This window comes from Legionella cardiaca, assembly GCF_029026145.1.
GTDB lineage: Bacteria > Pseudomonadota > Gammaproteobacteria > Legionellales > Legionellaceae > Tatlockia > Tatlockia cardiaca.
This window is the reverse complement of sequence record NZ_CP119078.1, coordinates 372,425-396,217: the sequence shown is the minus strand read 5'-3', so window position 1 is coordinate 396,217 and position 23,793 is coordinate 372,425. Positions and strand designations below refer to the sequence as shown.

The window sequence follows — 23,793 nt, the reverse complement described above, 5'->3', positions numbered from 1 at the left end:
AAAAGCCCTATCAGAACAAACTGACAGAGCTCTTTAAAGTGACTAACTATCTTACTTAGCAGCTGCGGCTTTCTTTTCTTTTTCTTTGGCAATTACTGCTTCTGCTACATTGTTTGGACAAGGAGCATAGTGAGAGAATTCCATTGAAAATTGGCCACGACCAGAGGTAAGGGTACGCAAGGTACTGATGTATCCAAACATTTCTGAAAGAGGAACATCAGCTTTAATGCGGACACCAGCTGCACTGGGCTCTTGGCCAGAGATCATGCCGCGACGACGGTTTAAGTCCCCAATCACATTACCCACATCATCTTCAGTACTATAAACGTCAACCTTCATGATTGGTTCAAGCAATTGTGGGGCAGCTTTTGGTATAGATTGACGAAAAGCGCCTTTTGCAGCAATTTCAAACGCGATTGCTGAAGAGTCAACAGGGTGATAACCACCGTCAGTAAGATTAACTACAACATCCAATACGGGGAAACCTGCTAAAGTACCTGTGTCCATCATTGAGCGGAAACCTTTCTCAATTGCCGGAAAGAATTCTTTAGGAACATTTCCACCCACAACGGATGTGATGAAAGTGAATCCAGTATTTGGCTCACCTGGTGAAATAGTGTAATCGATTTTACCGTATTGACCAGCACCACCAGATTGTTTCTTGTGAGTGTAGCTGTCTTGAACGGCCTTGGTTATGGTTTCGCGGTAAGCAACCTGTGGTTGACCTACTATTAATTCAACGTCGTAAGTACGTTTCAGAATATCCACTTTAATATCAAGATGTAATTCGCCCATACCACGGAGAATGGTTTCACCTGAATCTTCATCAGTTTCAACCCTGAAAGTTGGATCTTCCGCAACCATCTTACCGATAGCAATACCCATTTTTTCAGTGGAACCTTTATCTTTAGGCGAAACTGCAATAGAGATAACTGGCTCAGGGAAAACCATCGCTTCAAGTGTACACTCGTGATTAGGATCGCAAAGAGTATGACCGGTTCGAACGTTTTTCATGCCTACAATCGCAATAATGTCGCCTGCTTCAGCACTTTGCAACTCAATACGCTCATTGGCCTGCATTTCAACCATACGGCCGACACGTTCAGTTTTACCGGTAAAGGAATTAAGAATTGTATCCCCTTTATTCAATTTTCCTGAGTATATCCGTACGAACGTTAGAGCACCAAAACGGTCATCCATGATTTTAAAGGCCAGGGCGCGGAATGGCTCATCCGGAGAAACAATAGCAAATTCACCATTTGGTTTACCTTCAGCATCAGTCAAAGGTTGTGGATTAACTTCGTGTGGAGCAGGTAAATAGTCAACCACTGCATCCAATAATAGTTGCATACCTTTATTTTTAAAGGCTGAACCGCAATAAGTTGGGAAGAAGGCTAATTCAAGCGTACCTTTACGAATACAACGTTTAATGTCTTCTATTGAAGGCTCCTCTCCTTCTAAATAGGCCATCAGCAATTCGTCATCCATTTCAAGTGCCGTTTCAATTAATTGCGCACGATACATTTCAACGTCGTCATGCATATCGGCTGGTACATCAGTAACTTTGTAATTTTCTGGTTGGCCAGATTCGTCCCAAACATAGGCTTGACGGGTTAATAAATCGACAACACCTACGAAACTATCTTCATAGCCAATAGGTAAAGTCATAATTAAAGGATGAGCACCCAATACTTTTTTGATTTGCTCAGTCACTTTCAAGAAGTTCGCGCCAATACGGTCCAGTTTGTTTACGAAAATCAAACGAGATACTTTCGAATTGTTCGCATAGCGCCAGTTGGTTTCTGACTGAGGCTCAACACCGCCAGAACCACAGAATACCCCAATACCGCCATCGAGAACTTTCAGTGAACGATATACTTCTACAGTGAAGTCAACGTGTCCTGGGGTATCGATAATATTGAAGCGATGACCTTTCCAGAAGCAACTAACTGCAGCGGATTGAATAGTAATACCGCGCTCCGCTTCCTGCACCATAAAATCGGTTGTTGATTCACCATCGTGAACCTCACCTATTTTGTGGATTCTGCCGGTAAGCTTCAGAATACGTTCGGTAGTGGTTGTTTTTCCGGCATCTACGTGAGCGAAGATACCAATATTTCTATAAAGGTTTAAATCAGCCATAGCACTCTTATAAATTAAATGGATAAAAAATTGTCATATATTATACATTATTTTATTCGACTTTGCAGCAGAACTTGTTACCTTTTTTTAGGATTATTCTTTATTGTTTAATAAAGTAGATGCCGTGCATGGTTCGATAGACTATATTGTATAAACAACCTGTGTTACAGAGAGCACTATGGCAAACATCATTAATCTTAATAAAAAAAGAAAAGCGAAAATTCGCTTGGAAAAAGAAAAAAAGGGTTCTGAAAACCGCATTAGATTTGGAAGAACAAAAAAAGAAAAGCAGTTAGAGAAACAAAATAATGAACGTAGTGAACGATATCTAGATGGTCACAAGTTGGAAAAAATTGAGGAGAAATAAAATAGGGAGACTGCTCTCTTCTTAATCTGAAGATATTATTCCTTTGTGTTCCCATTTTACGAACGCTTCTTCTCCGCGAAAACGCGGTTGCTTACACCTGAAAGAATAATACTTACTCCAAACGTCGCGTATGAATCTGCCATGAATGGTACATTTCAGCCTGCTCTATTCTAATAATCATTCATCTCTAAGCTAGAATAAAGATAAACAAGGAGGCTCCTATGAAACGCAATGATTATCATGTCTTACCAAATTTTCGCTCAGGAGGCTGGGATGTTAAAAGAGAAAATGCCTCTCGAATCAGTAGACATTTTGAAACACGTGATAAGGCAATTAATGCTGCCAGAAAGATGAGCCAAAGGACACATTCAGAATTATTTATCCATGGCATGGATGGCAAAGTTCTAAAAAAAGACAACTATAAAAACAGTCGATACTAATCAAACAAATAATGCATACCTTTTTGGTATTTAATTATCGAATCCACAAAAGCGCATAAATTCCTGAAATGGGAGTGGCTTAGAAAAAAAATAGCCTTGGATATAGTCAACATTTCGCTCTTTTAAATAATTATATTGTTCTTGCTTTTCCACTCCTTCTGCCACCAGTCGCAAATTCAAACTCTTAGCCATATCGATAATATGCTTGGTTACATTACTGGTTGCAGACTCCATACCTAGGCTATCAATAAATGATTTGTCTATTTTTAAGATATCCATCGGTAAATTTTGCAAATAGGATAAATTGGAGAAGCCAGTGCCAAAATCATCAACAACCACTAAGTAACCCAGTTGTCGAGCTTGCTGAACGACTGGTTTTGTCTTCTCCAGTTCTAAAAAGGTTCGCTCAGTAAGCTCTATCCAAATTTGATTGCGTAATATTTTACTCTTTGCGATCTTTGATTCTAATACTTCAATAATTCTTCCTGTTTGGATGTCATTAACTCCTACATTAATGGCAATATGGAATGTGCGATTTTTCACAAGAAATGCTTCCATTTCAGCAAAAATTTTATCAATAACCTTGTCAGTTATAGCTGTAATAATCCCGCTTTCCTCTGCGTAGGGAATAAATAAATCCGGTCGAACAATTTCACCATTGGGACGCTGCCATCGTATTAAGGCCTCCGCACCTCCACATTTGCCAGATAACGTGTGGATGATTGGCTGATAATGCACAATGAACTCATTAAGACGTAACGCTTCCTGTAACTCAGCGAGAAAAGATAGTCGTCTCAGCGAATAATAAATAACAAGTCCTACAATAAATGCAGCGGTTATAAAACCAAATGGCAATAAAATGAATTGCAACCTTCTATAGCGCTTATATACTAATGATTCAGGCTGCACAGCAATAAGGCTAAATGGCCCGTATTGACTGATAGATATCATCTTTTTATCAGCAAAGAATACGTGCTTCTGCTCAAGAGCCTTGATGGGTTTTAAACGCTTTCTTCCATTATAAACTTCAAAATATTCATTCAAATTAAGCTCACCAATTTGAGCAAATATTTTTTTAAATAATGCGGGAGAAATTGGACGTTGCGCGGTAAGTAGTTGTTTGTTATAAACAATAGCTAGTTGGATTTCACCGGGGATAATAATATCGGAAAATCGCTTAGGGTCGACATAAATGTCATAATTACCTCCTTTGCGCAAAGCGACAAGTGATGTGCTGGAATTGGAGGACCTTCCTATAACAAATTCCAAACCGTCATCTAGAATAAAATCAGAGGGGTTATTGCGCGGAATTGGGGCATTTGAAACTCCAAAACTATTACAACGCTCGATGCCATTCTCAAAATAGGCAATCGCTTTTATGTCAATTATTGATGTTGTAAGTTCTTCCATCCATTTAATATGTTCTTTCGAACAAGGTCTTAAGCCATCATCCTGTTTTTGCAACAAGGGAAATAATTTTCGCGCTTCATTTAATGTGTGTTGCGCACGGGTGAGCATACGCGTTGAGAATTCATATAATTTTTGGCGCTCTTCATTGAAGGCTTGTGACCAGGCAAGGAAAAGAGCAGCCACCATCGGCAGAATAGCGCCTATAATTGCCAAAAGAATTGCTGTAGTAATTATCCTTATACGCCGCATTCACTTTCTCCGCTGTCCCTAGGATTTACATGTTAATGTATGGCAAAAAACCAAGCCAAATTTCCCACTGATTGCAGCGGCTACAATTATTATTGAAGTTCGCAAGGGTAGTCAATTTTTGCTGCTAATTTTATAAATTTGATTGAACGATATGGTATCATTTTGTTTTAATGTAAGCTTCTCTTAAACATGAAAACAAGAATTTTATTTTACAGTTTAATTATTAGTATCAAAGCCCTTGCAGCCCCTCATTTTGTCCCTGTTGCAGCACCATTCCCAACAACGAATTATACTATTAACGGGCCGGCCTTGTGTGCTACAGCGAAAGAAACTCTAGCATATCTTAATAGAGGGGGTAATTATGATTCTCGCGTTATTCATGCGGGAAAAGTTTTTAAAGTGCCACTGGCACGCGTCAAAGCAACGTTGACCTTTATTTGCCAGCATCAAAATGAAATGAATAACCCTGCTTTTATTAAAGAGCACTTCGATTTCATTCGTTGGTATCCTGATATAGAACAAACCAAGTCACTTCGATCAACAAAATCGTTAGTTGCCCACCTGCCCAAAGATAAAATTTTAATGACCAAGTATTATGTTCATCGCGCCAAGGCATTAGTAAAAGCCTCTCCAGCTTACCCTTTTGCGCTTTATGCTCTGCCGAAAGATGAGGAATCGCTTACACTGGAAGAGGCAGACGCCAGACCTGAACTTACTCGTTTCCAGTATGGGAAACAAGCCATATTAAAAGGCGCATTAAAGAATAAAAATGTTCCTGCCCTTGCTTATTTTAATCGAGAGGACCTGGAAGCAGCTTTAATGCAAGGGACTATTGTTGCAGATTTTGGCCATGACCAGCCAATGAAAATTTTTAATGTTCATCGCAACAACAATATTCCATACGATAAAGCGAAGCATCCTTATAAACAAGATCGCTACTGGTATTTTAAACAAGTAGATGGTATTAAAGGTTATGGCAAAGATGCGGAACATAAAATCACTGTTAATAGCGAAGTCACTTTTGCAGCCGATCTCGAACAATTTGGCCTGGGAAAATTACTTATGGTTCAATATCCCGATCGAGCAGGAAAAATAATTACGCGCGCAGGTATTTTCGCTGATACTGGCGGCGCATTCACTAATAACCAGTATCAAGTCGATTTTTTAAGTGGTAGTTATGGAGGAAGAGAAGCTTTTTCTCAAGCAACCCGGCATCTTCCTGATTATGTAACAGCCTATTTTATGGTGCTAAAAGATAAATGAAAATTTTTATCTATTTTTTATTCTTTATTAGCTCATTGAGCCATGCATTTTCCTGTCATGACGCTCAGAAAATTCATCAAACACCTATTCAATTTGATAAAGAGCGTATTGCTTTAACTCAGCAATATCAATTAACTCATTACGGAATTAATTCAGAGTCAATTGAAATAGAGCCGAAAATGATTATATTGCATTGGACATGTATACCAACTTTTGCGGCCACTTATCGCGTATTTAATTCGCCAACTTTTCCCAAAAATTCGCCGCGCATCAAGGAATTACCCGGGAATCTAAATGTATCAAGTCATTTTTTAGTCGATCGTGATGGAAGTATTCATCAACTCATGCCTGAAAACTGGATGGCAAGACACGTCATAGGCCTTAATCATTATGCAATCGGGATAGAAAACGTAGGTGGTGTTGATGGCAAAGATGATTTAACCGACGCGCAAATGAAAGCAAACGCTTTTTTAGTTTGTTACTTGAAAAAAAAATATCCCGATATAACGTATGTAATTGGTCATAATGATTATTTGAATTTTAAAAATACGCCGCTTTGGCTGGAATTAGATCCTAATTATCAAACCGATAAAGATGACCCAGGGCCCAATTTTCGTAATAATGTCATGAAACTGGTCCAAAACTAATTCAATCACCATACCCCTGCTGTGTGAGTCTTTTCATGCACGCAACAGCCTATACTAAGGTTAAAGCCTCTTCTTTTGTTGGTGGAGCTTATGTCAGAATACTGTATTCAGGCGGCTATGTTTAAGTTGCCAATTCCTTTATTTAAGCGTTTTACTCATGACTTTTGGATTTTAAGAGAGGTTAGTAATAATACCGTCATTGCGCAATTGCATGGTCTTGCAACATCACGCAAGAACGGCCAAATTGTACCCATAGGATATAGCGCCGATCATAGCCTAAGAGCACACTGCAGTGTTTATGATCTTAAATTAGCTCAACAATTTGGTTTGCAGATGAGCGCCTATGAATTAGCTATACATGGTCATCACACGGTTTGTACAGGAAACGATTGCCTTAAACACTGGCGACGAGCCATTGATGCAGTTAATCTTATCAATAAGTTGGATCTTAATTATCCACGTGGTGGCTTTAAAATTCCTCTCTCATCCACCATCAATAGCAACTCTATCTATCATACCTTTGCCCAGGTAATGAATGTTCCTTTGCATACCTTTGAAGGTTTTTTTCACATTGGCATACAAAGCTCTATTTACGACAAAATTAAAAATGATTTATAGAAATAAATGCCGGCTCTTTATTCATCAGATCCAGGCTTTTTTCTTAAAATTTTTAGCTCAGCTTGCCTGGATTTTTCATCTAAAATCTTTTCTTTGGCTCGCCGCGAGCGTCGTTTTTTTTGACGTCTTATTTTTTCAATTTGTTGTTGCGCTTTGGACTTCTCATCGCTCACGAGTGAATGTAACTTTTCACAAAGCCGCATTCTTGCAAAATATCGATTATCATCTCGGCTTCTAGACTCCTGACATTTCACTTCCAAGCCTGAAGGCACATGTTTCAAATAGACTGTTGAAGCAGTTTTATGGAGATTTTGGCCGCCTTTACCACTGCCCAAAATAAATCTTTCAATTAAATCAACATCATTAATATGGAGCTTGACCATTAACGTTGTTAATTTATCCCACTTTTCTTTTGTGATCATGTCATGTCTGTTAGAGTTTTTCTAATCCACTCACTTGAGTCTTATTTTAACCGGTATCCCAAATACCTGATATTCTTTAGGAATTACTGTAAGGGGTACAATAATAGCAATGAGTTTATTTTGCCGCGTTGCCAGAGGGTTAATTTCAGATAGTGGAAGCTTTTCTGCATAGCTAGGGGTATTAATTATTTTACCAAGAACGGATTCACCATTTGGAAAAGTAATAGATACGTCCTTCCCTAGATAAATTTTGTCCAAATACTCTGGCTCAATAAAGGCCATAATTCTTAGATTTTCCTTTGTAACTATGGATAATAAGCGCTGGCCACTGGCCACAAACTCATTATTATAGGTGTTAATTTGCATAATTGTTCCTGCCTTATTGGAACGAATCATGAAATATTTTTGTTTTTCTTCTAATTGGCCAATCTTATTATCAATTTCTCTTAATTTTCGTTGATAGCTAACTTCCAATGTGGTTTTGTTTCGCAGTTTTATCTCGATAATTTCTTTCTGTAAATTTGAAAACACCCTTTGCGCACTTACGAAGTTTTTTCGTGCCTCTTCAAGCTGAAGCTCCGACATATCGCCATTTTTCATGTAATTTTTGAAGCGCTCATAAACTTCTCGACTTGTTTGAATATCCTGAGAGGCAATATTGAGCATCGTGTCAAAAGGCTTATAATTTTCAAGACTGAATTGTTGAATTAATGACTTCAGAAGAAGCCTTTCCTTCTTCAAGTATTGTAATTTTACCTCAAGCGTTGGTGATTTGAAGTGGAGTAAAGTATCCCCAGGATTGACTTGTTGGCCCGTTCTTACCGTCAATGATTCAATATAACCTGCGCCAGGTGCACGGATGGTAAATGTATCAAAAACCACTAATCCTGAAAAATTAACAAAAACATATTCTTTGATTAATTTTCCAATTAAAAAAAGTAAAGGCAGGCTAATTAAAAGAATTAATAAAAACCATCGAAGTTTGGGAGGAGTACGTTTCCCACTTCCATAGTTTGTTGCCAAATGCTCACCAGTAATTTTTTTAAATTTAATGGCCATTATTTACTCTTCCTGATTACCCACCATGGAGCCATCGTCGTATCTTGATGTCCCTTAAACAGTATTTCATTCATGATGAAAACAGCAGTCATTGCTCGAATAAATTGCTGATAAATCGGAGTAACTATAACCCAACCCACTAACTTTAAATCATTTTTGGGGCGCTCAGAAACTAGTAGCAGAAAAATAATATATAAAAATAGTGTTGCTAAAAAGTAATAGGTATAAACAAGAATACTTATTGCTATCATGGTGGGTAAATCAAAGCGTATTAAAAGATAAACGTAATAAAGCAAAATTAAAAAGGGAAGGAGTAATTGATAATAGAGCGCATACCAACTAAATAAGAACATTTTTTTGCCACCCATAATCTTGCTACTAAACATGCGCCAATGACGACGAATATAGATATAATACAAATCGCCATCCCATCGCATTCGTTGTTTTAACAAGCGGCGAAGCGTTGTAGGAGCTACTGTCCATGCTACAGCTTCAGGTTCATTCACAATTTTAAACTGTGGGTAACGGCGACAATAGGCATGAATTCGCAACGTTAAATCTAAATCTTCCGCTGTACCACTCATCCAACCACCCATTTGTCGTAAAAAGCCAGTTCTAAAGATGCCAAAAGCTCCGGATATATTGTTGGTAATATTAATTTCTGTTAAACCAAAACGACCAAGCTGAATACCAAGCATATATTCCAGTGATTGTAATTTTGTTAAAAAATTCTCGTACCAATTTCTTACGCGAATCGCACCAGAAACCGCAATCACATTAGGGTCGATAAAATGCTTAACTATTTTTCGAAGACTTAAATTGTCGATAGAAGTATCGGCATCTATCATGACCAAGATATCTCCGCGGGCCATCTTTAGGCCAAGATTCATTGAGCTTGCATGCCCACCACGAGTCTTTTTTTCAATGATTCGAATTAAACAATTTTGAATGGCTCTATATTTATACGCCAATTGCTTCATACTTAAGACGGTTTTGTGATTTTTAATTGCATCGTCAATAACAAACAGAAGCTCTATTTTTCCCGGATATATCTGTTCAACCACCGATCGTAGAGAAATTTCCAGTTCTTCCTTGCTTTCACTGTAAGCGGTGATTACCACGCTAACTAGCGGATGAGAGGCGGATGGTATTTCACGTTCAAAATGGATACGCAACCATCCTCTAATCACATAAACAAGCGTGATAAGGTAAAAAGGAAGCTCTAACAAAATGACGAAAGGAAAAAAGAATGCAATAAAAAACCATAGGTTTCCACTTGAAAATACATTCATTAGATAAGCATAGATTTGATAGAAAAAATCACTCATAACTATCAATCCTTGAATGTAAATTAGCTATTAGATATTCAGCACCTTGTTGTGATTTAATTATTTCTTCTGATGTCAAAAATCCCATATGAACAACTAATTTTTTCTCACTCAAACTTAATTGTTGTTGTTCACTGAATTCTTTAATTCTATTTAATAGAACATTGCACCCCTGCTCATCCGTCATCGGTAAAAAAAAGAGCACAAAATCTTCACCATGAGAAGCTAGATCACTATCCCTAAATACATTACGCAAACGTTCATAAAATTCAGTAAGGAGTTTTTCTGTATGAAAAATACCAAATTCATTAAGTATTTCATCTTCGTTAATAATTTTTAAGGCCAGTACACTGAAATGAAGTTCTTTATAACGGGTTGCAAGCTTGACCTGCCACTTAACAATAGCAAAAAATACTTCGAATTCGATAAATTCAAAAAAGTTACTAAACCGTGTTTGTAATTTTTTCTCTATACCCCGGGCTAACAATTCACCATGCTTTGTTAATTGATAAGTGTAGAGCCTACGTGTGACCAAATTTTCAGGACTGGTCGTTTTTGAGCAGTTCATGCAGGTAATAATGATTTCAGCGTCGAGAAAATAAAAACCACATTGATTACAGAGTTTGTCCTCTAACGGTTTATCATAATCCATGCCAATGTGCCTCAATTTTGCGTTACAACGTGGGCAAATTAACCGTTCTTGCCTTAAAAATTCAGTTGTGGGGGCTATATTTCCACATGTAAAGCAATGAATAAATTGTTGCGTTCTAATATCAATGCTGTGGCAATTGGGGCATGAATTTTTATAATTTAATAAACCTGAGCTGCATGAGGGACAGGTTTGAATTTCGTCAACCAGTTTTTCCTGGGAGAGTAAATCTCGCGATACTAAATTTTGTAGAAAACTCCATTTATCAAAATTATCATCCTCACCAAAAAGGACTTTTAACAAAGGGAAGCTAAGCCCTTTTGCAGAATAGGGCGTTAAGTAACCGTGGATAATAATATTAGAGCGAGTAAATAAATAACTTAATAAAAATAATTCCCTATCTTCCAGCGATGCTATACCCGGTATTAGTTGTATACGCTCATCTATATCTATCGCAACATTCAAAGCGTTTTTTTCTAATGGACCATCGAAAATATCGGCATTAAGGTCCTCCAGTTTACCTAGATAAAAAATGGGGGTAAGACAATAGGCAGGAGTCTGTCTTAAATGGGTTAAAATTTGCATGCATTTTTGCAAATCGCTTAAAACGAATGCGAGCGCAAAGCATCCTTCCTCGGGAAATTCCGTTTCCGAAGATACCCATTTTACTGGGTAAGGTAAATGAAGCTCTCTGTGACTTCCTAAAATCCATATAGTTTGGTCTTTCATGAGCAAATTTTCTAACTATTTATGTTTAATAATAGTCTAATGGCTTAATTTTGATAAATTTGGGGATTCAAAACCTCTTTGTTTTGAATCCACAAGTAATTTAGAAGATACACTCACTGCAAGTCGTGAGCGTTTAATACGCGCTCATGTTTTAACGACTAGGAATTTCTGAACCAGAGCAATACCTATCCCACCTCTAATACCCCATTAATACACCATTTATAGCGAGGATATTAAAATTGTTTCTCTTTCTACAGGGGGGCTATAATTGGGCTCAAGAGTATCTTCTTCACTCAATCTTCCATCAAAAAATCTTAGCCCAGCTCGCCTAATTTTAGAGTGGTCGTTTGATATTGATAATCGCGAATTATTTTGAAGTTCATCTGGACTATGGCTTAGACTCCTTTTTTCTATTAATGTCTTTTCCATCTGTGAAGGATCTTGAGTCGGTTTTTTTCTATGAAAAACGGTAGGCCAGGTAAAGGCTATCGATACGAATACTAAAATGACTGGAGACAATATTGCCATGGTAATGGTTAATGCCAGTTTTGCCCCTATTGCTTCTCCCAATGTTTCACCAACATGAACTCCGCTTCGGATTCCACCGGCAACAGAATAAGCAAGAGAATCACCTATCAAAGCACATAATTTGAGCATATTGATTGCTACATTCTTTATCCTTTGTGTTTTTGTTTGGTGCTCTTCCGGTGGCTGATATATGGATTCAAATTTTTCTTTTAAATCAACATAGGTTTTCGGGTTAAAGACTTTATATACTTGTGAAAAAGTATTAACAACCATGGTGGTCGTAGTACATATCATAGAAATAACATGTGCCAAAAAGGTATCCGGCTTCGCACCTAAGGCACTGAAAAATTTATTAACTCCTGATGCAGTAGTAAACCAAGTTAACGTTGCATAAACAGATAAAAAGACCGTACTTACGGCTCCTAATAAGACACAGCGTAAAAGACCATAGGGTTTTTTATAGTCTTCAATAAAAAGATTTTTAAATTTTGTATAATTTTCACGTATACCTACAGCTTGAAACGAATAAAAAGAGATAGCTGTAATCACAGATAATCCAACCGTAACCAGCAAAACTAAAGGGTTAGAGGCGAGCATACCTGCCCCCAAAAAAGTGAGAAGTCCTACGAGGCCAGCATACCCAGAAATGCCGGCAGAAATACATGCCAACAATGTTACGATACCAAAAAATAATTTCTCCCCTTTATCGACTATTGTTTTTTGTCTTATATTTTCTTCGAGGGTCTTAAACGTTTTTTGTTTTTTAGGCTGAAAGCCAGCACTATCAAGCATGGCTTGTCCACGACTCAATAAGCAAACTATTCCATTACATAAGGAAAGTACCATCGCTAAACCGAGGCCCACTCCAAAAGGAGCTCCTAAAGTACTTAACAGTCCCAGGCAAAATACCATACAAAGGGCCATGGAGGTAACGACTTTGCCAATGACTAATGGCACGCCTTTTATCAGCCTATTTCTATTTTGAATGGGAGTTCTTGAAAATTCCTGGCCATTGCTAGAGTAGGTAGCAATTTGTAAAACCTCTTGTTTAGATAATTTTTTTCCACCCGAAATTATCTCTCCCCACTTAAAGGTAAGGAAACTCCAAAGGAAATGGGAAAAAGGACGTTCCAGAAGATCGGTTATTCGAAGATCCCCATTTAGAATGGCTTTTTGGACTTTTTCCGATTCTTCTTCAGTAAATTGATATTGGTTGAAAGAAGCGATAATCCAATCTTCTTGAGTCTGAAATTTTCTTCTCAAAACCATTATGACTTCAGGATGTTTATAACTTGTAAAATCGATGTGCTCTTGTTTTAATAAACTAACAATTTCTTTCATTCCCACAAATCCATTTTTAATACAAGTCACGTAGCTTATTTATAATTTCAAAAGAATTCCATTGAAATTTTTAATTCATTATCAATAGATAGGATATCGTTGCCATTTTCATTAGAAATGATTTGACATACCTGGCGCGTTACATTCTAATCTTGTTTTTTTATCATGATGATGGACAATCGTGGCATTTTTGAATTTTCTAAAACCTGCTCCTTATCTTAATGAAATTCAGGATAAAGCTATTGTTAAACGGCAATATCGGTATTGGCGTATTCGCACCTTTTATGCAATGTATATAGGGTATGCTTTGTTTTATTTTACGCGAAAAAGTTTTACCTTTGCGATGCCGGCATTACAAAGCACCTTGGGGATGACTAAAACTGAACTTGGAATGATTGCTAGCATTTTGAGCTTAAGTTATGGCATCAGCAAATTTTTGAGTGGAATTCTCGGCGATAAGTCTAATCCTCGTTATTTAATGGCGATCGGGCTAATTTTGACAGGTATTTTTAATATTTTGTTTGGCTTGTCTTCCACTTGGTGGTTATTTGCTATTTTTTGGGGATTGAATGGTTGGTTCCAAGGGTGGGGATGGCCAGGATGTACTAAATTATTAACACATTGGTATTCGCAATCCGAACGTGGTCGTTGGTGGAGTCTTTGGAATACATCACATAATGTTGGCGGTGCATTAATTCCATTGATTGTCGCTATGTGCGCGCAGTATTTCGGCTGGCGTTCAGCCATGTTTGTGCCTGGAATCATCTGTATTTTGGGCGGTGTTTTTTTAATTAATCGTTTAAGAGATACCCCGCAGTCACTTGGTTTACCTGCGATAGAGCAATATCGGGAAAGTATTTCTGGTTTATCAAATCACCACCAAGAAAAAACAGAACTCTCAGTCAAAGAAATTCTTTGGAATTATGTGTTAAGTAACCCATATATTTGGATACTGTCGATTTCTTATTTGTTTATTTACGTTGTCCGAACGGCCATTAATGATTGGAGCATGTTGTACTTAACGGAAGTGAAGGATTATTCCTTAATCACAGCAGGTAGTTGCGTCATATGGTTTGAAGTGGGTGGTTTTTTTGGAAATCTGGTTGCCGGTTGGTCTTCTGATAAAATATTTCAAGGCAAACGTAATCCAATCAACGTCCTCTTTACTGCAGGTGTATTCGTCACTTTATTGCTATTTACGTTGACGAGGGAATATACACCATTCCTCGATTCATTATTTCTTTTTTTCTTTGGTTTTTTTATCTTTGGACCACAAATGATGATTGGAATGGCGTGTGCGGAATTAGCACATAAAAAAGCAGCGGCGACTGCAACTGGCTTTGCCGGATTTTTTGCCTATTGTTTAGGTGCTGTTTTAGCCGGTGCGCCTTTGGGTGCCATTATTAAAAATTACGGTTGGAATAATTTCTTCCTGACATTGTTGATTTGTTGCTTTATTCCATTTTTTTTGATGCTGCCAATCTGGCATGTGAAAGTTAATCCAAAGTATCGTAAACCAGAATTTTCAGGCGAATCTGAGTTTGCTTAGTGATTGGTTCCTAGCGATTCGGTACAAATAAAGGGTGGTGCAATTACTGAATCGCCAGAATGTGTAGCCTGTTTTCTGCTAGCAAAGATAATAACTCAGTAAGCGTAGATATTCTTCTTTCTTGTTTTCGGTTATTACTGACGTTTTTGAATTTTTAAGAATTCAGTAAAAGCACTAACGAATTATCGTCATAATAATTTTTAACCGCAGTGCTATACATGGGTATATTTACCCATGTAGCTTTTATTTTAACCCCTATATTATGAATCATTATGGTTACTACCTAATAATCTAACCCGATAATGTTGGCTTAATATTCTCGAATACCTACAAAGTAATGTAGAAACTTATATATAGCAGCTTTGAGAATTAAAAAAAAAAATTTAATTAGATAATTTTTGAGATGTTTTACGAAGATAAATAAATTTGTACAATAGTAAGGTTCTAGTTCGCATTTGCCCCATTTCTGTAATTTAACCCAGGGTAGGAAATTATGAATCCTGCGTATACTTTGAATATTAACAATATTATTAATAACTTACCTTTCCCGGCATTTATAAAAGATGCAAGCTCTTATTGTTTGGGGAAACTTACCATTTTGTATACTTGCTGGAATCACACAACCTAATGACCTTCAGGGGTTAACTGATTATGATTTGCCATGGTGTCGCAAACAAAGTAATCAATATCGAGCAGATGATAAGAAAATTATTGAAACTAAGATACCACGCTTAAATTACCTGGAACAACAAACAAGAGCGGATAATAAAACTTACACCAATGTAGTAAGTAAAATATATTATGTTGATGAAAAACAAAATTTTGAAGGAATTATTTGTCAATTTACTGCATGCCAAACACTAAACACCCATCCGAATGATTTACCTATATTCAGCAAATCTTGCTCTACTGCTAATGGTAAAGAAGTCAAATTCAATAGATTATCAAAAAGACAATTAGATTGTTTACGTCATTATGCAGAAGGATATACTTCGAGAAAAATTGGTGACATTTTAGATCTTTCTCCACGTACTGTTGAGCATTATCTCGAAGCAGTTAAAAATAAGTTAAATTGCAGTACACGTGCTGAATTAGTTAAAAAAGCCTTGCAAATGAATTTATTATCCTAACAAACTTTAGATTTACCGAGCGTTTCATTTCCGGAAATTCAATTTATTCAAATGAAATGTTGTTGCTTTCAATTTCCTGTTTCGTTTTTAGGAGTAATTCCCCAGAGGCTTAATTTAGGCTGTTGATCTTTCTGATGATTGTTCTACCTGTTTATTATGAGAGTTTTTAAGAATTAAGACCAACCCTAATATAACCATTATCATGCCTATGAGAGAAGTTTGAGATAAGGTGTGGTGATACACTAAATAGTCCATTAAAGCAGTAACTGGCGGAACACAATATAAGTAACTTGTAAAATTAACTATTATTCTGCTTTTTAATAAATAATTAAATAACAACGTTGAGATAATGGATACAACAAGCACCATCCAACCTAAAGCGACGATAAAATGTTCGGACCATTGAATTACTTTGTTTTCTTGGGATAAATACAGAACAAAAATAAAAAGAAAACTTGCAAGATATTGTATGAATAAATTGAGTGTTAAGGATTGGGTTAAACCATATTTTTTTTGTAGTATAGTCCCCACAGTAATACCAAAAAGGGATAAAAAGCAACAGAATATACCTAAAACAGAATTTGAGCCTACAAATAATACATTTGAGACCGTAAGAGTTAAACCAATTATCCCGAGAATTAGCCCTGTGATTCGTGAAAAACTCATTTGCTCTCTTAGTATTAGGGCGGTGATGATTGGTTGCGTGCCCAGCACAATAGCTATCACACCAGGAGAGATGCCTTTATACAGAGCAGAAAAAGAAAAAAAAGGGTAAAAGCCTTGTATAAAGATACCTATAATACTCATTTGAGCGATTTGTTTCCCCGTCAGAGAAAAAGTACGCCTCTGGCATAAAAGTATTGTGCCCATAATCAAACAAGCAAACAGTAGCCTTAGCATCAAAAATGAAATGGGATTATTGTCCTCTAACCCCATTTCAGAAAATAAATAACCACTGCTCCATAACAATAAAAAAATTAATGGCATCACTACCCTTTATGCTTTGACTTTAAGTAAAATTTCATAATTGAAATTTTACGCCATCTCCAATTTCTTCCTTAGGTTTTGCACTTGAAGATAAGCTAAAAAAATGAGGGGAATTTGATTCTATAAGCTTCTTTTCTTGCTTACCCTCATTACCAGGAATAGCCTGTGAAACAGGGACCAGGTCGTCTTTACCTAAGACATCACTTAATAAACGAGTATCTTTTTTAGTTATAACCTTTTCTACAACTGATTCATTCCCGAATACTACGGTTACCAGTGACCGCTTAACTGAAATTAGCTCAGGAGTTTTTGCTGCTGTTATTGTCATTGCATTATATTTTGAAGGATCAGCCTTTAAAATTATATTGGAATGAAAAGAAATATTAGTTAGCTGATAAGCACCATTCTTAGTTTCCCCTATGTTTAATAAGTATTGTTCTGACAAAGGGACTTGATTTCCAGCATGTAAGGCCGCTAAAACCGCATCATTCCGGTACGCGTTCTTCAGGAAACTGAAAGTCCAAGCATATATGGACTCGGCTATCTGTACCAAAATTAGCTGCAGCATGAACAATTGAAGCATCAAGGCGCCATACCTCACCTTTTTGCATTTGAAAAACGGATTTTTCATCAGAGTGATAAGAGTCGCTGTTATTTTCTAAAGGAATAAAAACACGCAAGTAATGAGTTTTTCTTTGCTTTAATTCTACAAAATCTTTATGTGGAATGACGAAACCATTAATAAGATTACGCGCTCTTACCATTTTTAAATGGGTGAGATCAAAATTTTCTTCAACCATTCTTGTTATATAAGGGAGCTTTTTTCCTAACTCAGTAATTTTAATAGGCGTTATATAATCTCTGTATTGTGTATTGGTAAAATCCCCACACTCATTCCATAGAGAATGATTCTTCCAATAACCAATTCCAAACTCATCGTATTCTTCATTTAGTTCAGGAAACTGTGCAATGGTATTTAAATCATTTTGGAGCAATTCATCATTAAAAGAAAGCTTTCCCAATATTTTAGATGTCATAGATATGTACCTAGATTTATCCGTTGATGTTTAATGAATTAATTGAACATTAGAAGTGCATTTAAATAATTTTATCTATCAATTTCTAATATTCCCGAGTTCTAATCCAAGCACTTTAGCGCTAATGGAAGAGAATTGAGATCAAAGTCATCTTATAAGCAAGATGATCATATTTAATCTAAGTGTTTATTATAAATTGCGATTGAGTGATTAAAATACGGTATAAATACCCTATTTTATTCGTGGAAATGAAAAAAAAACCTTGAAAAACAAAAGAACCCACGTAGCATTTTAAATAACCTTCATACCATGAAGAATTAAAAAGGCAAATTCAATGCGCGTGCAGAAACCGTTGCTGAAAAACTGCTTTTCGTCAAAGCTTAAAATACCGGTCGTTCCTCTTTTCCAAGGGGCACGTTGGAGTTCTACAATTTCGTTTTTGCATGGTTAAAACTGTAAAAATGAGATGGTTGTAAATAATATATGACAACCCAATACGCAGAGCGATAAATGTTCTGCCTGCCTATTAAATTGATTGAAACTCAAAATAGCTTGTGACACTATCTCTTTTTTTGTGATGCAGCCCTTTCTCACTAATTAAAAAATAAACAATAGTCAGGATGTAAATGATTTGACGAGCATAGCCGTTGAACATGATTGTAAAGGCATTATTCCCTATGAAGATAAGAAAATTAAGTTACCCAGAGTTTGAAGCTGAAAAACAAAATCTATTGGCAGTATTGCTTGAGTGGCAAAAAATGGAAAAAGAGTACACCTCAAAAAACCTTTTCAAATCAACTAATTCTAATTTGCTCTATCATTGGAAAGAATCCGTTAAAGATATGGTAGATTTTTTAAAAAAAAATATTTCTGAAGAGAGTGTCAGTAGGTATAAAAAAAATGGATTCTGTTTTCTTATTGCCGAGGAGGATGAGGAAATACAGGGTATTGCTTTAGGAGGTGGAATACGCACTTATAATTGGGAAGCAAATAATTTTTTTGGCGCGAGTGGTATGTATTTTGAAATAAGCGAGATGCTCATTTCGGCATCCTGCATGCTATCCCGATGTTATCCTCAAGAGACTCAAACACATAAACGAGTGGGGAAAGAGTTGTTAATAGCAATGGTTAATCACGTCAGCTCTATGGAAAAACCCTACCGTGTTTTAGGAAGACCCCATTTTAATAATGAGAGCGCAAAGCAATTTTTTGCAAAACACCTTTTTCAGCAGAGCGGTGGATTTTTGGGCTATAGCTACACTTTAGAGGTAGAGCATTTCAAGTTGATTGGTAAATCTATGAGCCGCGAATTGATCGCAAGGGAGAACATCTGGCTTATTGAAGACTACGATGCTGGTGAGAAGAAAAGCCCTTGTTTAGTATGATTATTTTTAATTAATTTACTTGGTGTATTGTTAATTCATTATAATTAGCGAGCCTTCCTATCAATCAATTTTTTCCCGCAGAAATTATGGCAAGGGTGCCAGTAACTCCAATTTGCAACACCTGTTACTTTAAACTGGCGACAACGTGCACATGTGAAATGGGAATGGTTTTTACTCATTGTTTTTTCGCGGCCATTATCTCCTGAAGGGCTTGAATATCATACATTCAGCACTGACCTAACAGATTTAACTCTGGACGATGGAGGGTAAATGAATCTCTGTGAAGATGATATTATCACTCGCATACTAAGTTCTATCGCTAAATCATAATCATTTGAACCCAAGCCATTTATGCGCTAAGTTTTATGGTTCTGCTGACAAAATTAATATGGAAATAGTAGTTGTATTCAAATACTTGTTATTAATTACAATAGTCTTTAAAAAATATCCAGCACTAATTAAGGAATGATTTATTCGCTAAATCATATTCTTCTACTGATGAATTTTTTACGTCGATTTACTTTCGATGTTTTTTAGTTTCACATTTTAAAATAACAAAAGAAAGGAGTTCTAATGAAAAAATACTTGATAGGTCTTAGCGCCTGTTCTATTTTGGCATCGGTATCAATGGATACCTCGGCTAAACTTGCCATAGCCCAACCTACAGCGTGTATAGGTAGTCAATTTACTGCTACAGGAAATGCACATTGGAAAGACATTAGCCTAAAATTAACCAATAATTGTGGCCAACCCGTCGATTTTCAAAATGCTACAATTACCTTTAATAATACAACCAATATAAATACTTCATTTTGGGGTAGTTTTGATCCGCTTCCCTATCCTGATAATGCATTAACAATCAGTTCACAACCGTCTGGGAGCAACTTTTTAGCCACGCTGAATTTACACTTTCCCAGTTGGTCCGGATCCACAACCATGCTTCCCTCAGGAAAATCCATTACCATTATGTATGGTGCTCCTGCCGATGATCACGTCGACGGCAGTACGAAAGTTTATTTAGGCTCAACCCCAAGTACAGGCATTCTTAACTTAAAAAACAACAGTTCAAAACCAGCAAACGTCACTCAAAATTATGCACTCATCCATCTTACAATGAATGGACAACCCATTCAGGATGTGCAATTAGGCTGGGGAGCGACTTTAAATGTTAATGACCTTGCAACAGGCACGTACACTATTTCTCCAGAAAGTGTAAATGATACTGCAGGAACGACATTCCAAGGTTCTGCTGTTCCTCAAACGGTGCAAGTATCAGAAAATCAAACGGTGAACTCGGTCATTACTTATACCGCGATACCTAATACCGGCAAAGTCAATATTCAGACACAAACATTACCAAGTGAGCTTACAGGATACACTAGCAATCCTACAGTAGTGTTGACTCAAAGCGGCACAGGCGCGAGTACGTCTAAAGAAGTTACTTGGGATAGTACGACGACCGTTTCTAATTTAAAAGACGGTAGTACTTATAGTCTGACAACAGCGGTCATTAATTATAATAATGTTAAATGTAATCCCACATTGATACCCGCTAACGTTGTTGCGAGTGCTACGACTACACCTGTAGTTAATTTAACCTACAGTTGTCAGCAAGTTGCACAAACAACCACAACCTTTAATATACAAGGTGCACCAGCGACTTTGGCTTCACTAACGGTAACTTTAACACCGAATGATAATACTGCACCTGTTGTACAAACCATTAATTTAAGTAATGGTTCTGGTTCAGCGATTATCAATTTAACTGAAGGTGTCATTTATACGATTTCAGCTGAAAATGTTCCTGGTTATACCGCTAGTTTCTCGCCCCAACCATTAACTGCTACAGCGAATGCGGTGGAAACAATCACCTTAACTCAAATTACAGAAACCAAAGGACGAATCATTACGTACGTTCCAGGATGGAAAACACCTCCTTCTGCACAATCTTTAGCAAATGCAGGATATACTCATGTGATGGTAGCTTTTGGTGTGTTCAGCACCACAACACCGGGTGAAATAGCTTCTGCCTTTGACACAGTCACCAAAGAATATATTCAATCGTTACACAATGCCGGTATCAAAGTCATACTGTCATTAGGTGGTGCCTTAACTAGTATTCCTGATACTACTGTTGATTTTCATCAAGTCTTAAGTGCTGCAAGTTCTCCAGCAGCCTTTCAACAAACCTTCATCAGTTCACTTAATGGGTTAATCACACAGTATGGTTTTGATGGGTTTGACATCGATATCGAGCATGGAATTAATGGGGGTGGTACTTTCTCTCAGCCTCAAGGTGATATTGCTGTTTTAGCAAATATTATCAACACCATGCATCAACAAAATCCCAATTTATTAATTACCCTCACCCCTCAAGTAGCGAATATTGCCGCCACTTCTGGATTTGATCAAACTTGGGGGAATTATGCGTCATTAATTCTGCAGACTCATAACTCTTTAGCTTGGGTGGGAATTCAGTTATACAATACCGGATGTGCGTTTGGTATTGATTTGGTGTGTCATTCTGATACAACCAATACACCGAATTTCAGTGTAGCCATGGCGACTGATTTATTAGAGAACTGGCCTGCAACGGTTAACGGTCAAACAACCGGTTTTCAACCCTATATCAGTTATTTGCAACCAAGCCAAGTCGTCTTAGGCTATCCAGCTCCGAATGCGAACGGTAACAGTGATGGTTCACCTGTAAAACCGACCTCCATCATTAAGCGAGCAATTCAATGTTTAAAAACCGCTACAAAAAGCAGCACAAGCTGTGATACCTATGTTCCTCCACGTGCTTATGGGGCAATTGGTGGGGTGTTTAACTGGGAAGTAACTTATGATCAAAACAATAACTTTAAGTTTGCTACCGAACTTAAAAATTGTGTCTTAAATGGAATCTGTAATTAACCTTCAATGCGCCATTTTAATGGCGCATTTTTCATCTATGGTCGCGCTAGTGTACCGGAATAAATTATTACAAATAAATATCCCCACGCCGCTGGTGAGTGTTCTACAAAGTGGCTAGGTTGGACCATTTTTAGAAGGGAAATCATCAAGGGATGATAGTGATAGCCCTCTTTTCCCTTCTTGTTTTAGAAGAAATCATCCCTCTCAGATTATGGGGTTCCCGGATCTGATAACTTGGCTGACTTATCACTTTCAAAATCGGCCAGATGATCCAAACTCCTGGTTCTTTTAAGCAAACCAAACTTTTCTAGATTAGGGCTTACTCTTGCAGTATCTAAACAATGAAGACCAAAATCGGCGAGAACTTCCATTTGTTCTGGGGGTAGTTTAAATCTGTTTCTACTAAATTGATAATATGTCTTCTTTGCCTTGGTTGGGTATGCATTATCTGTTTCCATTTTTTGATTAATAAATTCTTTAATAACCGTAGGCAATGGTTGGTTTACCAAAAGGCAGGCACCTACAATAATATCGCGAAATTTCTTGCCACAACTACTTGTAATAGTATCGATAAAGAGTGTGCGATTGATTGGATCCCTAACTTCACTTAACGAGAGTTGATGAGTTTCACCCGCCGAGGTTGCGAGAGTGCGCAAACTACCTTCAGCATTTGAGCGTTTTTCATTTTGTAATTCTCTGCGAGCGGCCAGATGCTTAGCTAGTGGTCCCAATTCGTCCTTACCAAGGCGAACATAATTGCGAGCTGCTAGTGCATCAACGGCTTGAGAGACAAGTGCCGTAAACTGTTCATCATTTAAAATGTGCTCTGGATCATCTTGATCAAAATTCAGTAATTCACTCCATTTCTTTTGCTCGGCAACAGCTATAGCCACCGCTACTTGCGCGTGGATCAAGGCTTTTGCCTTAATCTCAACAAGACTAAGAGTATCCCGAATACTCTTCGCGGCATCAAGTTGTTCTTGGAGTTGCATTATTTCACCATGACTATTTTCATCGTCTTCCGTTTCTGGATTAGCAAGATCATCTTGGCATTCATGAAGTTGCTTTTCTATCGAAGGAATTTGACGAACTTCTTCAGGAAGCGCATCCCAAACCCATTGATCAAAGAGCCGATCAATCGTAGCTAGTTTACGTTCATGAAAATATAATTCTAATTGTCTATCCTGCTCCTCTTCCGCGTCTAAATATTTAGCCATAGGGAATTTAGCATGCCATGACTTAAGTAATTCATCCCCTGCAATAACCGCTTGTTCATCACTTTCAGGGAGGGCTGTAAGGATGTATCCAATACCTGTTGGTCCACTAGTATCGATTACTACAATTAAAGAACGGCAATCCCGCACAGAAGCTCTCATACCCGCTAGCGTATCCTTATCAAATAATCGCAATTGTTTACCGCTATTAAGAGAAAATTGGGGGGTTTCGGGGATGGTTTGAAGCACAGGATCAACTAGAGCATCAATTTTAGCAAATAAACGCGTTGTATCAATAATCTCTCTTTTTTGCTGCATATATTCCTCCAGTGAACGACAGGTTTAGAGTACTCCGCGAGAATCTTATCTTTACTAAAATGGGCATA

The 23,793-nt window shown here is 37.2% G+C and carries 20 protein-coding genes; 9 read left to right on the top strand and 11 right to left on the bottom strand.

What is annotated here, in order from left to right:
• Positions 1-51 precede the first annotated feature (51 nt).
• Positions 52-2,142, bottom strand: a complete 2,091-nt coding sequence (fusA, locus tag PXX05_RS01790) for an elongation factor G (RefSeq protein WP_275089339.1) — start codon at positions 2,140-2,142, stop codon at positions 52-54.
• A gap of 178 nt (positions 2,143-2,320) precedes the next feature.
• Between fusA and PXX05_RS01785 the strand changes: the two genes are divergently transcribed.
• A complete protein-coding gene (locus PXX05_RS01785) occupies positions 2,321-2,509 on the top strand; it encodes a DUF4169 family protein (protein WP_275089338.1) in 189 nt (62 codons plus the stop codon).
• A 221-nt stretch (positions 2,510-2,730) separates the two neighbouring features.
• Complete coding sequence (locus PXX05_RS01780; protein ID WP_275089337.1) at positions 2,731-2,949, top strand: DUF2188 domain-containing protein; 219 nt, start codon at positions 2,731-2,733, stop codon at positions 2,947-2,949.
• Positions 2,950-2,979: 30 nt separating this feature from the next.
• Here PXX05_RS01780 and PXX05_RS01775 read toward each other — a convergent pair whose 3' ends face one another.
• A complete protein-coding gene (locus PXX05_RS01775; RefSeq protein WP_275089336.1) occupies positions 2,980-4,608 on the bottom strand; it encodes an EAL domain-containing protein in 1,629 nt (542 codons plus the stop codon).
• A 189-nt stretch (positions 4,609-4,797) separates the two neighbouring features.
• Between PXX05_RS01775 and PXX05_RS01770 the strand changes: the two genes are divergently transcribed.
• The 3 genes from PXX05_RS01770 (at position 4,798) to PXX05_RS01760 (ending at position 7,136) form a co-directional block, all read left to right on the top strand.
• On the top strand, positions 4,798-5,871 hold the full coding sequence (locus PXX05_RS01770) for a hypothetical protein (RefSeq protein WP_275089335.1): 1,074 nt from the start codon (positions 4,798-4,800) through the stop codon (positions 5,869-5,871).
• Positions 5,868-6,518, top strand: coding sequence for an N-acetylmuramoyl-L-alanine amidase (locus PXX05_RS01765; RefSeq protein ID WP_275089334.1), 651 nt, complete (start codon positions 5,868-5,870; stop codon positions 6,516-6,518). Before PXX05_RS01770 ends, PXX05_RS01765 begins: the two co-directional genes overlap by 4 nt.
• Before the next feature lie 90 nt (positions 6,519-6,608).
• Positions 6,609-7,136: a hypothetical protein gene (locus tag PXX05_RS01760; protein ID WP_275089333.1), complete on the top strand. Its 528-nt coding sequence runs from the start codon at positions 6,609-6,611 to the stop codon at positions 7,134-7,136.
• Between the two features lie 17 nt (positions 7,137-7,153).
• Here PXX05_RS01760 and PXX05_RS01755 read toward each other — a convergent pair whose 3' ends face one another.
• From PXX05_RS01755 to PXX05_RS01735, 5 genes are all read right to left on the bottom strand, one after another.
• Positions 7,154-7,558, bottom strand: coding sequence for a peptide chain release factor family protein (locus tag PXX05_RS01755; RefSeq protein WP_275089332.1), 405 nt, complete (start codon positions 7,556-7,558; stop codon positions 7,154-7,156).
• A 30-nt stretch (positions 7,559-7,588) separates the two neighbouring features.
• On the bottom strand, positions 7,589-8,617 hold the full coding sequence (locus tag PXX05_RS01750) for an HlyD family secretion protein (protein WP_275089331.1): 1,029 nt from the start codon (positions 8,615-8,617) through the stop codon (positions 7,589-7,591).
• Complete coding sequence (locus PXX05_RS01745; RefSeq protein WP_275089330.1) at positions 8,617-9,945, bottom strand: glycosyltransferase family 2 protein; 1,329 nt, start codon at positions 9,943-9,945, stop codon at positions 8,617-8,619. Before PXX05_RS01745 ends, PXX05_RS01750 begins: the two co-directional genes overlap by 1 nt.
• A complete protein-coding gene (locus PXX05_RS01740) occupies positions 9,938-11,323 on the bottom strand; it encodes a TackOD1 domain-containing metal-binding protein (protein WP_275089329.1) in 1,386 nt (461 codons plus the stop codon). Before PXX05_RS01740 ends, PXX05_RS01745 begins: the two co-directional genes overlap by 8 nt.
• A 219-nt stretch (positions 11,324-11,542) precedes the next feature.
• Positions 11,543-13,192: a hypothetical protein gene (locus tag PXX05_RS01735; protein WP_275089328.1), complete on the bottom strand. Its 1,650-nt coding sequence runs from the start codon at positions 13,190-13,192 to the stop codon at positions 11,543-11,545.
• 181 nt (positions 13,193-13,373) lie between these two features.
• Here PXX05_RS01735 and pgtP point away from each other — a divergent pair, with 181 nt between their 5' ends.
• Positions 13,374-14,741, top strand: a complete 1,368-nt coding sequence (pgtP, locus tag PXX05_RS01730; protein ID WP_275089327.1) for a phosphoglycerate transporter protein PgtP — start codon at positions 13,374-13,376, stop codon at positions 14,739-14,741.
• Positions 14,742-15,304: 563 nt separating this feature from the next.
• A complete protein-coding gene (locus PXX05_RS01725; protein WP_275089326.1) occupies positions 15,305-15,871 on the top strand; it encodes a response regulator transcription factor in 567 nt (188 codons plus the stop codon).
• 114 nt (positions 15,872-15,985) lie between these two features.
• Here PXX05_RS01725 and PXX05_RS01720 read toward each other — a convergent pair whose 3' ends face one another.
• Genes PXX05_RS01720 through PXX05_RS01710 form a run of 3 tightly spaced genes read right to left on the bottom strand, consistent with a single transcriptional unit; the run spans position 15,986 to position 17,895 of the window.
• On the bottom strand, positions 15,986-16,858 hold the full coding sequence (locus tag PXX05_RS01720) for a DMT family transporter (RefSeq protein WP_275089325.1): 873 nt from the start codon (positions 16,856-16,858) through the stop codon (positions 15,986-15,988).
• 34 nt (positions 16,859-16,892) lie between these two features.
• Entirely contained in the window at positions 16,893-17,303 is a 411-nt protein-coding gene (locus PXX05_RS01715) for a hypothetical protein (RefSeq protein ID WP_275089324.1), read from the bottom strand.
• 40 nt (positions 17,304-17,343) lie between these two features.
• Entirely contained in the window at positions 17,344-17,895 is a 552-nt protein-coding gene (locus PXX05_RS01710) for an aspartyl/asparaginyl beta-hydroxylase domain-containing protein (protein WP_275089323.1), read from the bottom strand.
• Between the two features lie 677 nt (positions 17,896-18,572).
• On the opposite strand from PXX05_RS01710, the gene PXX05_RS01705 reads away from it, so the two are divergent.
• Together PXX05_RS01705 and PXX05_RS01700 are read left to right on the top strand one after the other, a co-directional pair.
• Positions 18,573-19,280 carry a hypothetical protein gene (locus PXX05_RS01705; RefSeq protein ID WP_275089322.1) on the top strand — a complete coding sequence of 236 codons (708 nt, stop codon included), beginning with the start codon at positions 18,573-18,575 and terminating at the stop codon, positions 19,278-19,280.
• A 573-nt stretch (positions 19,281-19,853) separates the two neighbouring features.
• Positions 19,854-22,193 (top strand): glycosyl hydrolase family 18 protein, encoded by a 2,340-nt coding sequence (locus tag PXX05_RS01700; protein WP_275089321.1) that lies wholly within the window; start codon positions 19,854-19,856, stop codon positions 22,191-22,193.
• A gap of 209 nt (positions 22,194-22,402) precedes the next feature.
• Here PXX05_RS01700 and PXX05_RS01695 read toward each other — a convergent pair whose 3' ends face one another.
• Complete coding sequence (locus PXX05_RS01695; protein WP_275089320.1) at positions 22,403-23,725, bottom strand: hypothetical protein; 1,323 nt, start codon at positions 23,723-23,725, stop codon at positions 22,403-22,405.
• Positions 23,726-23,793 lie beyond the last annotated feature (68 nt).

Excerpts from the sequence above, each read along its gene's own strand:
- PXX05_RS01735 (WP_275089328.1), bottom strand. The coding sequence starts at position 13,192 with ATGAAAGAAATTGTTAGTTTATTAAAACAAGAGCACATCGATTTTACA.
- PXX05_RS01700 (WP_275089321.1), top strand. The coding sequence starts at position 19,854 with ATGAAAAAATACTTGATAGGTCTTAGCGCCTGTTCTATTTTGGCATCG.
- PXX05_RS01785 (WP_275089338.1), top strand. The coding sequence starts at position 2,321 with ATGGCAAACATCATTAATCTTAATAAAAAAAGAAAAGCGAAAATTCGC.
- PXX05_RS01755 (WP_275089332.1), bottom strand. The coding sequence starts at position 7,558 with ATGATCACAAAAGAAAAGTGGGATAAATTAACAACGTTAATGGTCAAG.
- PXX05_RS01770 (WP_275089335.1), top strand. The coding sequence starts at position 4,798 with ATGAAAACAAGAATTTTATTTTACAGTTTAATTATTAGTATCAAAGCC.
- PXX05_RS01695 (WP_275089320.1), bottom strand. The coding sequence starts at position 23,725 with ATGCAGCAAAAAAGAGAGATTATTGATACAACGCGTTTATTTGCTAAA.
- PXX05_RS01720 (WP_275089325.1), bottom strand. The coding sequence starts at position 16,858 with ATGCCATTAATTTTTTTATTGTTATGGAGCAGTGGTTATTTATTTTCT.
- PXX05_RS01705 (WP_275089322.1), top strand. The coding sequence starts at position 18,573 with ATGAAGATAAGAAAATTAAGTTACCCAGAGTTTGAAGCTGAAAAACAA.
- PXX05_RS01775 (WP_275089336.1), bottom strand. The coding sequence starts at position 4,608 with ATGCGGCGTATAAGGATAATTACTACAGCAATTCTTTTGGCAATTATA.
- PXX05_RS01740 (WP_275089329.1), bottom strand. The coding sequence starts at position 11,323 with ATGAAAGACCAAACTATATGGATTTTAGGAAGTCACAGAGAGCTTCAT.
- PXX05_RS01780 (WP_275089337.1), top strand. The coding sequence starts at position 2,731 with ATGAAACGCAATGATTATCATGTCTTACCAAATTTTCGCTCAGGAGGC.
- PXX05_RS01750 (WP_275089331.1), bottom strand. The coding sequence starts at position 8,617 with ATGGCCATTAAATTTAAAAAAATTACTGGTGAGCATTTGGCAACAAAC.
- PXX05_RS01725 (WP_275089326.1), top strand. The coding sequence starts at position 15,305 with ATGCAAGCTCTTATTGTTTGGGGAAACTTACCATTTTGTATACTTGCT.
- fusA (WP_275089339.1), bottom strand. The coding sequence starts at position 2,142 with ATGGCTGATTTAAACCTTTATAGAAATATTGGTATCTTCGCTCACGTA.
- PXX05_RS01710 (WP_275089323.1), bottom strand. The coding sequence starts at position 17,895 with ATGACATCTAAAATATTGGGAAAGCTTTCTTTTAATGATGAATTGCTC.
- PXX05_RS01745 (WP_275089330.1), bottom strand. The coding sequence starts at position 9,945 with ATGAGTGATTTTTTCTATCAAATCTATGCTTATCTAATGAATGTATTT.
- PXX05_RS01765 (WP_275089334.1), top strand. The coding sequence starts at position 5,868 with ATGAAAATTTTTATCTATTTTTTATTCTTTATTAGCTCATTGAGCCAT.
- PXX05_RS01760 (WP_275089333.1), top strand. The coding sequence starts at position 6,609 with ATGTCAGAATACTGTATTCAGGCGGCTATGTTTAAGTTGCCAATTCCT.